At 54.0% G+C, this 8,535-nt stretch carries 5 protein-coding genes; 3 read left to right on the forward strand and 2 right to left on the reverse strand.

Going from position 1 to position 8,535, the window contains the following annotated elements; all coding sequences use genetic code 11:
- On the forward strand, positions 1 to 390 hold a 390-nt coding region (locus tag OSO_RS50045), incomplete at its 5' end, for a transposase (RefSeq protein WP_010585932.1).
- Here OSO_RS50045 and OSO_RS0125800 read toward each other — a convergent pair.
- The gene (locus tag OSO_RS0125800) at positions 371 to 1,777 is read right to left on the reverse strand and encodes a PDZ domain-containing protein (RefSeq protein ID WP_010585933.1); all 1,407 of its coding nucleotides are present in this window, start codon (positions 1,775 to 1,777) and stop codon (positions 371 to 373) included. The two genes, OSO_RS50045 and OSO_RS0125800, sit on opposite strands and share 20 nt — an antisense overlap.
- A gap of 506 nt (positions 1,778 to 2,283) precedes the next feature.
- Here OSO_RS0125800 and OSO_RS0125805 point away from each other — a divergent pair.
- Positions 2,284 to 5,448, forward strand: a complete 3,165-nt coding sequence (locus OSO_RS0125805; protein WP_010585934.1) for a LamG-like jellyroll fold domain-containing protein — start codon at positions 2,284 to 2,286, stop codon at positions 5,446 to 5,448.
- Positions 5,449 to 5,953: 505 nt separating this feature from the next.
- A complete protein-coding gene (locus OSO_RS0125815) occupies positions 5,954 to 6,871 on the forward strand; it encodes a hypothetical protein (protein ID WP_010585936.1) in 918 nt (305 codons plus the stop codon).
- Positions 6,872 to 7,127: 256 nt separating this feature from the next.
- Here the strand turns inward: OSO_RS0125815 and OSO_RS0125820 are convergent, their stop codons facing one another.
- Entirely contained in the window at positions 7,128 to 8,288 is a 1,161-nt protein-coding gene (locus OSO_RS0125820; RefSeq protein WP_157605454.1) for a hypothetical protein, read from the reverse strand.
- Positions 8,289 to 8,535 lie beyond the last annotated feature (247 nt).

Raw genomic sequence — 8,535 nt, forward strand, 5'->3', positions numbered from 1 at the left:
CAGGAGAATCTCAGTGAGAAACAGCGGACGGTGTTCGAATCGACATTCGATCTGCAGCTGAAAACGGGAAAAGCCTGGGCCTTCAAGGAAATGCTGCGTGACCTTTGGGGGCAAGACTCCGCAGCCACTGCAACGACCTATTTCCAAGACTGGTACAAACGAGTCATTCACACGAATCTCGAACCGATGAAATCCGTGGCTCGTTCAATCAAGGAGCGATTGGACCACGTCGTCAGCTACTGCACCCACCGCATCACGAATGGAGTCGCGGAAGGAATGAATAGCAAAATCATGTCCATCAAAAGACGTGTCGGTGGCTTCCGTAACCGCAATAACTTCAAAACCGCCATCTTCTTCTACTGCGGGGGACTCAGCCTCTACCCACAATAAAACCGGATGGACCCATTTTCTCGTCGGCGACGGGCTGATAGAGCCAGCGTTTTCCGTTGACGAAAGCCTCAAGTTGCCCACGAACGCGAATCACACGAATTTCCTGGGATGTTATCTGGGCCGATGAAGTTCCAGAAGCGTCGAAGATCGTCGCGGACGCCGGGATCCCCTGACGCAGGGCAATTCGCGAGCCTTCCAGCGAACTCACCCCGATCGCCAGAGCATCTGCGACATCCAGCAATTGAGTCGCATTTTCTGGCGAATAGGGAACAAGCGCGACGGTGAAATAACTTTCGTCAACCCCCGCATGCATCGTGATCGGAGTATACCTGACAGTGAGTTCCAAATTTCGTGCAGGATCTGAGGGCACGAAAACCAGTGGCCGATGGAAACCATTTGCCTCGGACGCGGTCAAACCGTTCCCCTCCAAAAGCTTGGGCAGGTCCGTCCGCGCATCGATGGTCATTGGAACACATCGCGGCATGAGATCATTTCGATAGTATTCCTCTGAAATCTGCGAGGGAGGCCTGGCACGCCGTTCATCATCGCTCCGCGCGCGGTGCAAATCCGCAAGAAGTTGATACGCACGGGGCATATTACAAAGTTCTTCTGGATACTGCCGACAGAGCTCAAACGCATCACTGAACTTGTAGTTGGCAAGCATCACGCGCAACAGGACACAGGGCGACACAATTTTGGCCCGCTTCGGTTCCACCTCATGTGCCAGATAGGCGAAGTCGGCGGCCGCTTCCACGCGTCCCTGCTCCAATGCAATGGCCGCGCCACAGATCCAGGACAATCCATCGGGACGATAGCCCGCTTCCACCGCGTGAAACCAGGCGGTCTCTGCCAGGTCCGGATCGGACTGGCAACTATGTGCCCCAACAACCACGAACTCATCCCATTTCGGATTTCGAGAGGATTTATTGCGGAGATAGGTGAGTTCCGGTCGCCAGTGCAATCCTGTCAGAATTCCGATTTTCCCTGGTTCTGCCTTCATCGTTTGAGATCGATTTTCAGCACAGCGAAAAATCGTGACCTTTCGCTGTGCTGTCGTATTCGGCAGCGAACCACCCCAAAGTTCGATCGAATCGATTTTCGTAATCAGATCATCGGGCTTGAGATTCCAAGTAATCGCCTGTGAATCGGGAAGGACTCGCGTGATTCGCACGCCGCGGTCCGGAATTGGTGATGCAGTCAGCTTGGAAAGGTCTCCAAGACGCTCCAAAACCATTCGCGATCGCTGTTGAAAGATGTCGGGTGGAAGTTGATTGCGGAATACGGGTGCCTCGGCCGGTTTGTTCCAGACGAGTGGATCAACGTCGGCCGCATGCACGCCGCTATAAGTGGTGATAAACACGATCCACGCGATTCGTGAAATCCACATACAAGTTCTCCAAGGATCAATGAGTGGCACAGCCACTCTGATCTGACAGGTGCGCGAACATCGCCCGTAAGCTCAGTGGCCTACTTGCATCGAGTTTCATCGATTTGTCATTTCAGGTTGGATGCTCCACAAAAGCCGTCACCGTTCACAAGCCGGGGACGGGCACATTTTCCAGCGGTAAAGGGAAGGGTTAGCCTAGTCGATGCACTGTGGATTCCAATTTGACCGGGAAAATGTGACTGTCCCCCTCTCGTCGGGCTGTGAACGGTGACACAAAAACCTGCTCAAACAAGGGGAACAGGCATTTCGACATTCCTGACACGATGGCGAATTCAATTCTGTAATGGGCCAGCCTTCGCAATTTCAACCGTCACAAGAGGCGCCCTCAAGACTCTGCTTCAATTCTCTCGCCGTGACCAACCCAGACTGCTACTCTACTTTTTCGATTCAATGGCAACACTTATTCGCCCCAAACGGCCTTCATCCTGAATATGAGGGTGGCACTCATGCAACCGACTGCCCGTGAAATTCTGATTCATTCGATCGCGGCATTTATTTTGGCACTCGGATGCGGTCCACTCGCCGCACAGCCGAAATCACCGTCTGCGAAAAAAGGCCCCAGCAATCCGGCAACGGATTCGGCAGCCATCATCAAGACCTGCAAGAGCGCTACCGCCCTGGTGAACCTAAACGAACGAGGTTCTGGGACGGCATTCTGCGTCAGCAAAGACGGCTATTTTCTGACGAATCGCCACGTGGTCGAGAGCGTAGAAATCGGACATTCCGTCGATCTGATCCTGAACTCCGGCGAGAAAAACGAGAAAGCGATCAAGGCGAAGGTCATCCATCGATCCGACGATAAGCTTGTCGATCTCGCCCTCTTGAAGTCTGAGCCCGTCAAAGAGTTGACGCCCCTGAGCCTGGGCGATGACACCGAGCTTGTGGAAACAGCCTCGGTCACCGCATTCGGATTTCCCTTCGGCAGACGATTGTCGATCGAACGACAACACTTTCCCAACATCACAGTCACCGTCGGAAAAGTGAGTGCCCTGCGGCGCGGCGATGAACATGTCGAGTCGATTCAAATCGATGGCGCGATCAACCCGGGATGCTCTGGAGCGCCATTGGTCAACGAACGCGGCAAGGTCGTCGGCGTCATCTATGCAGGGGTGCCACTTTCCGGCATCGCGTTCGCCGTGCCCGTCACTAAAGCGAAGGAGTATCTGCAGTCGCCACGCGCCGTTCTCGACATCCCCGAGATCCCCTACTCAAAACGTGACGAGATGCAGCGAGTCACGCTCGAAATCGTCGAACTGACGCCGTCGAAAGAGGTGACAACGGTTGAACTGACAATCAATCCTGAGACGGTCATGTTACGCACCTTCGAAATGCGGCGCAATGGCGCGCGTTATGAAGCGTCGTTACGACCATTCGAGAAGCCCCCAAAACCGAGCGCACTACGGCTTAAAGTCGGGATTGGCCGGCTGGTTAAGAATATCTCCATTGACGATCAGCCCATTCAGTGGGGAGCCAGGACGCTTCCCCTGTCCGCATGCCAATTGATCGAGCGCCGTCACAACATGCACTTGGTAACCACGATCGAAGGTGACAAGTTCGCCATCCCGCTGTCGGACTTGCCCACCGTCCGCTGGAGCGATGTTTCCAACCTCAATCTGCGACAAGCCGATCGCATCCAGATCGCCGTCGAAGACACTTCGAACCTCGAGATTCCGTACGAAGCCGTCGTGCGTCGTGCCAATACGGTTGTTGCTACGGTCAACGGCACATTCCGTTGCACTAATCCACCTCGACACGCTTCGGACGACTATCCCGAAGAAGGGGGAATCGATGATCCCGCGATGGACGATTTCACGGTTGAGGCATTGATCGATGGCAAGTCGACGCTGATGGTCACGCCTGGTGGTATGTGGTGGGAACATCAACAGAATGCGCTTCCCGGTATCCCCGATGGGGATCGTACGTCAGTGAAAGTGAATGGTCGCAAATGGATTATGAAATGGCACACAGATTCGGACGGCAATTCGACTTCTGAAGTTCTGCCACTAAAAATAGGTGGCTTATCTCACGACGTGCAGTTGCTGTCTCTGAGAGATCGCCTCGACGGACCACACAATCCACAGCGCGGTGGCATCGAAGTCAAATCCGATCCACTGGGACATGATCCCATTCAGATCACGTTCAACGATTCCGCTGACGGAGCGGGGTTGTTTCGCGTCCATTTCCGCCCCAAAACGATCTACCACATACCTGCTCCGACAGGTGAACGAGTTCAACAACCCACTTCCGCACGTTGGAGTTTTGACGAAGATAAGATCGATCGTATTCAGGACAGCACCGGCAATCGTCACGTCGGCCGCGGTCCGACGCCGACGATCGTCGAAGGACGAGTTGGCAAAGCATTGGCGCTCGACGGGGGTAATGTGAACTGTGGCAATATCGGCGATTTCGATCGCACGGATGCCTTTTCACTTGGAGGGTGGGTTTACCTGACCAACACCTCCGTGCTGAATGAGATCGTGGCCCGGATGGACGGACGAATTGGCTACCGTGGGTACGACCTCATTGTCGGTGATCGACTCTTCTTTCATCTGTTGCACGATTTTTCCACAGGAAACGGAATCAAGGTCGTGAGCGCCGAGAAGCTGAAGCCGTTCCGATGGTACCACCTGTTCGCGACATATGACGGGTCGGGAAATTCGAACGGCGTCCGACTCTATGTAGACGGAGTTGCGGCCGACTTCGCCGTCGAAATGGATCGACTTACCGAAACCACAAAAGTGAACGTCCCGTTTCGCATCGGACTTCGAGCACCGGAATCCCCTTCGCCAGAACCGATGCATGGGCGGCTGGACGAAATTCGCCTGTACAACCGAGGTCTCACGCCCGACGAAGTCTGGGCTTTGTTCAGGTCGTCCGATCCAGGTCCGAGTGCCAGCGAACCCAAAGAGCTGCGTCAGAACCTGCTTGGCGCCTGGTCATTTGATGACACCTCCTCAGGCAGCAAGCAAGAGATCCGCATCAAGAACGGAAGCGGTAAAGGAGGGCCCGCAATCACCGAATTTGCGGAGCAGAACATTTCGTTCGAGACCGGGAAGTTTGGCAAAGCCGTCCGTCTGAATCATCGTGTGATTCAATTCCCCGACACAACCGGTGACTTCGAGCGGACCGATGCATTTTCTTATGGTTGCTGGGTTCGCCGCACGGACAAGCCAAACCAGTCGCTTTTTTCCAAACTCGAGCAGCGCCCGCCCTATCGCGGCTGGGATCTAATGATCCAAAACGGACAACCAAGAATGAGCTTCAACAGTGCGTGGGACTCCGGCGGCGACGAGCCTCAACGTGCGTTGTTTGTCGTCGGCCAAATCACCATCGCACCGGAGGAATGGCATCACGTCATCACCACATACGACGGATCGAGTAAAGCGTCTGGCGTGACGATCTATCTCGACGGCAAGCCCGTGCCCCTCCGCATTGAGGCCGACTTACTGGACGGTTCCATTCGCACCGCAACGCCTCTGTGCCTTGGAAATCGCTTCAACGATCCGACGGGTGTCTATGACGGCCTAATCGACGAAGCGGTCATCTACACCCGGTGCCTTTCCACCCAGGAAGTCACAGACCTCGTCGCTGGGAAACCGCCGAAACCGTAAAACGCCCAATGACGCACATCTCGTGAGAAGCACGACCGTCAGTCGCCGGTCAGTCCAACGTGCTGTAGGACATGTCGGCGAACGAGCACGTTCGAGGCCAACGCGACCGCGCCCGCCTCTCGATGAGCGTCTGCGAAAACGTCTTGGCCAGTCCTTCCAGGAAAAAAGACGCAATTGCCAGGGCGATCCTCCTCATCGGCAGATCATGCCGATGCCCAGTTGGCGTGCCATAATTCGACGCCTTCGATCCGCACGAGCATCGAATCGAACTCGACGAAATTTTGCGAATCCGGGTACGGTTTGCCATCAAAAACTTGCGATTAACTTCAAACTGCGAAGCCCAAGCGAGAAGGGCGTGTGAGATGTCGACGGTAACCGTTCACAGGCCGGAGACTGGCTCACTGTCCCGCGGTAAAGGGAAGGGTTGCTCTGATCGAGTCACTGCGGATTCGAATGAACCGGGAAATTGTGCCTGTCCCCCTCTCTTCTGGCTGTGAACGGTGACATGTCGACGACACACAACTCGCTGCTGCTGTTGATCTGTAGTCTTCTGTCGGGATGTACCGCCATCGATTCGATCGCGGGATCGTACAACAACTTCGCCCTGAATCTGAATCGTTCGTACCCGATCCCGAGTGTCGATGACCAGGATTTGGTCATCCGATCGAACGGGATTCGAGATGAGGTCATCGCGACGCCCCGCGGATCGATGGTCAATGCCGTTACCAATGACCATCAACGCATCATTGGGACCTTGGCCAGCATTAATGGCGAGAGCCTGGAACTCGCTCATTGCATCTGCCGTGACATCGTGGATGCTGCTGAAGGTGAGAAACAGTGCCGTAGCCGTTATTTGCCATCTCGATCGATCCATTTCCGCTCGCTTCAAAACTTTCGTGATATTACGGATTCGACACTGTCGCCGGATGAGTTCAGAAGGAATGCGATTCTTCAACTCGATCGAAATCCCGCGATTGACTCGATCGTGCTGAAGAATGGCCGTCAGATGCAAATCCCTGATCGAACTTCGCTCGAACGCGAAATGCGAACAGAGGAAGAAATCTCTGAGGATCTCTCCCATGCACCGTGGGGTTCAGAGATCTGCGTCATCGACGAATCGGGGCGTTGCATGAACGCAATTGTTTTGGAAGTCGACGATGAGAACGTGGAACTCATGAGTTGCATCACGCAGGAGGTGGCGCCAGATTCACGCGGACGGCCACAACTTCGAACAACCCACATTCCATTCGAAACTCTCAAAGTCCGCGCCATTAAATCGTTCAGCATCATTTCGTCCTTGCCACCAGGTGTGGCGGGACGCGAAGACGAATTCGACTGCAGCGCCTGCGTTGTCGAGGCTTTCGTCGCCCGCAACGGAAATCGTTACTGTTGGGGCAAGATGTATTCATTGAGCGACGAATGACGTGGCTCGGTCCATACCGACGAAATCGAGTCAGGGGAAAGGCTGCCTCGTAACGGCTCATCAAAATGGTTCAAGGCCGAGTGCCTACGAGCACTCAAAGATAGGATCAACGACATCTCAAAGAATTCTTAGATCGGGATCACCTCCATTGCTGGCGATTTTCCCGGCCACTTGATGCGTCGTCGAGCGTATGGAGTCATCGTGAACTCAGAACCGACGGATGCGAAGTACCTAAGCGCGATGCAAACCGGCTCCGTCAGCGTTCCAGCGTGCGTGACGAGTCGAACGAGAATTTCTCGGCGATGACGAATTTCCGCATCAGATCGTCGTAAACATACAACTCGTCCTTGATCTCGTCGAGCATTCGATCGCAGTACTTGAGATCGAACTGATAAACAGAAAAATCAGAATCCGACACGGTTGAATTCAGCGTGGTCTCGCTCAGTCTTAACGTGCGAATGAGAATGACGTCGGTAGGGCTCTGATCGACATTCACCGATCGCTGTTCGTATGTCTCCGGGACGAAAACTCCATCGATACAACGATACGTCGCGGTTTTGGAGTCTAAAGTCGATTTCCCATCGCGATTGGCGAACGAGATCCAGTTGAAGCCGCTTTTCGAATCGAATCTCGTGACGGTGTGGCGATTCAATGGATCGCCAAGGACAATTGTGTAAATTGGATCTGAACCGTCAGAGACGTAGATTCTGACGATCGCATCCCATTTCAATCGAACCGTTTCCGCCTCCACCGGGGTAGCGGAGGCTTTGCCGCTCAAGGCATCCGCAGTAAGCTTGAGCCTTGGCCAAAACCCTGCCTCTTTTCGGACCAGTCCATTTCGTGGACCACCAAACAGCGCTCGACAATCAAAGTCGGAAGATCGGGAGCCCGCTTTGTCAACGGGGCGTACGGACACCAATCGCCCCGCGGGCACACCGTCAACTATGGCATGCCCCGTAATTGGCCCAATCCGCTTTTGCGTGTAAAGCTCCGTGAAACTGTTGGGCGCATAGAGGTAGTAATACGACCCTTGCCCTCGGTTTTGCCGAATTTGAACGCCTGTCGGAATATCGACAAAGTCGGTCCTTGGTTCACGCAGCATGCGGACATACTCTCGTTGCGATCCACTGTCCAAAACAAAATCGATTTTGCCTTCGAGAATGAACCAGTGGCCCTTACGCTTCTCGCTTTGCAATTGAAGCGGCGCGACGACTTCGGCGGACAGCGCAACGGGACTGTACAGTTGATCGTACAAACCGGGATTTTTCTGATTCTCGCGAAGTGACTGGTTCACGTCACTTGAATACTGAGCGTCCACGAAAGTGTAAGATCCTCGCCAAGTCTTGATTTGCTCGTAGTTGCTGATCATCTGCTTGGCAAGCATTTCGAGAATGGCGACGCGTTCCGATTTTGGCACTTCGCGTCCGAACTCCGATCGTTCTTCTCCGCAAATGAAACCTTGTAAGAAACAAAAGCACGAACAGAGAAGTAACAAATCACCGACGATTAACTTGCGATTTGTTCGGATGCAGTCCGGCTTCGGGAACATTGATCGTGTCCTCACCAAACAGTTTGTTCAATCTTCGACCGCTCAACTTCCGTCTACGATATCATGAATTTCTAGAGAGCATTTCATAACCGCCTCATTGTAATGAGCGCGCAGG

Source organism: Schlesneria paludicola DSM 18645 (assembly GCF_000255655.1).
Taxonomy (GTDB): Bacteria; Planctomycetota; Planctomycetia; order Planctomycetales; family Planctomycetaceae; genus Schlesneria; species Schlesneria paludicola.

Bases quoted from the DNA above. Each gene is read 5' to 3' on its own strand.
- OSO_RS0125800 (WP_010585933.1), bottom strand. From the start codon at position 1,777: ATGTGGATTTCACGAATCGCGTGGATCGTGTTTATCACCACTTATAGC.
- OSO_RS0125805 (WP_010585934.1), top strand. From the start codon at position 2,284: ATGCAACCGACTGCCCGTGAAATTCTGATTCATTCGATCGCGGCATTT.
- OSO_RS0125815 (WP_010585936.1), top strand. From the start codon at position 5,954: ATGTCGACGACACACAACTCGCTGCTGCTGTTGATCTGTAGTCTTCTG.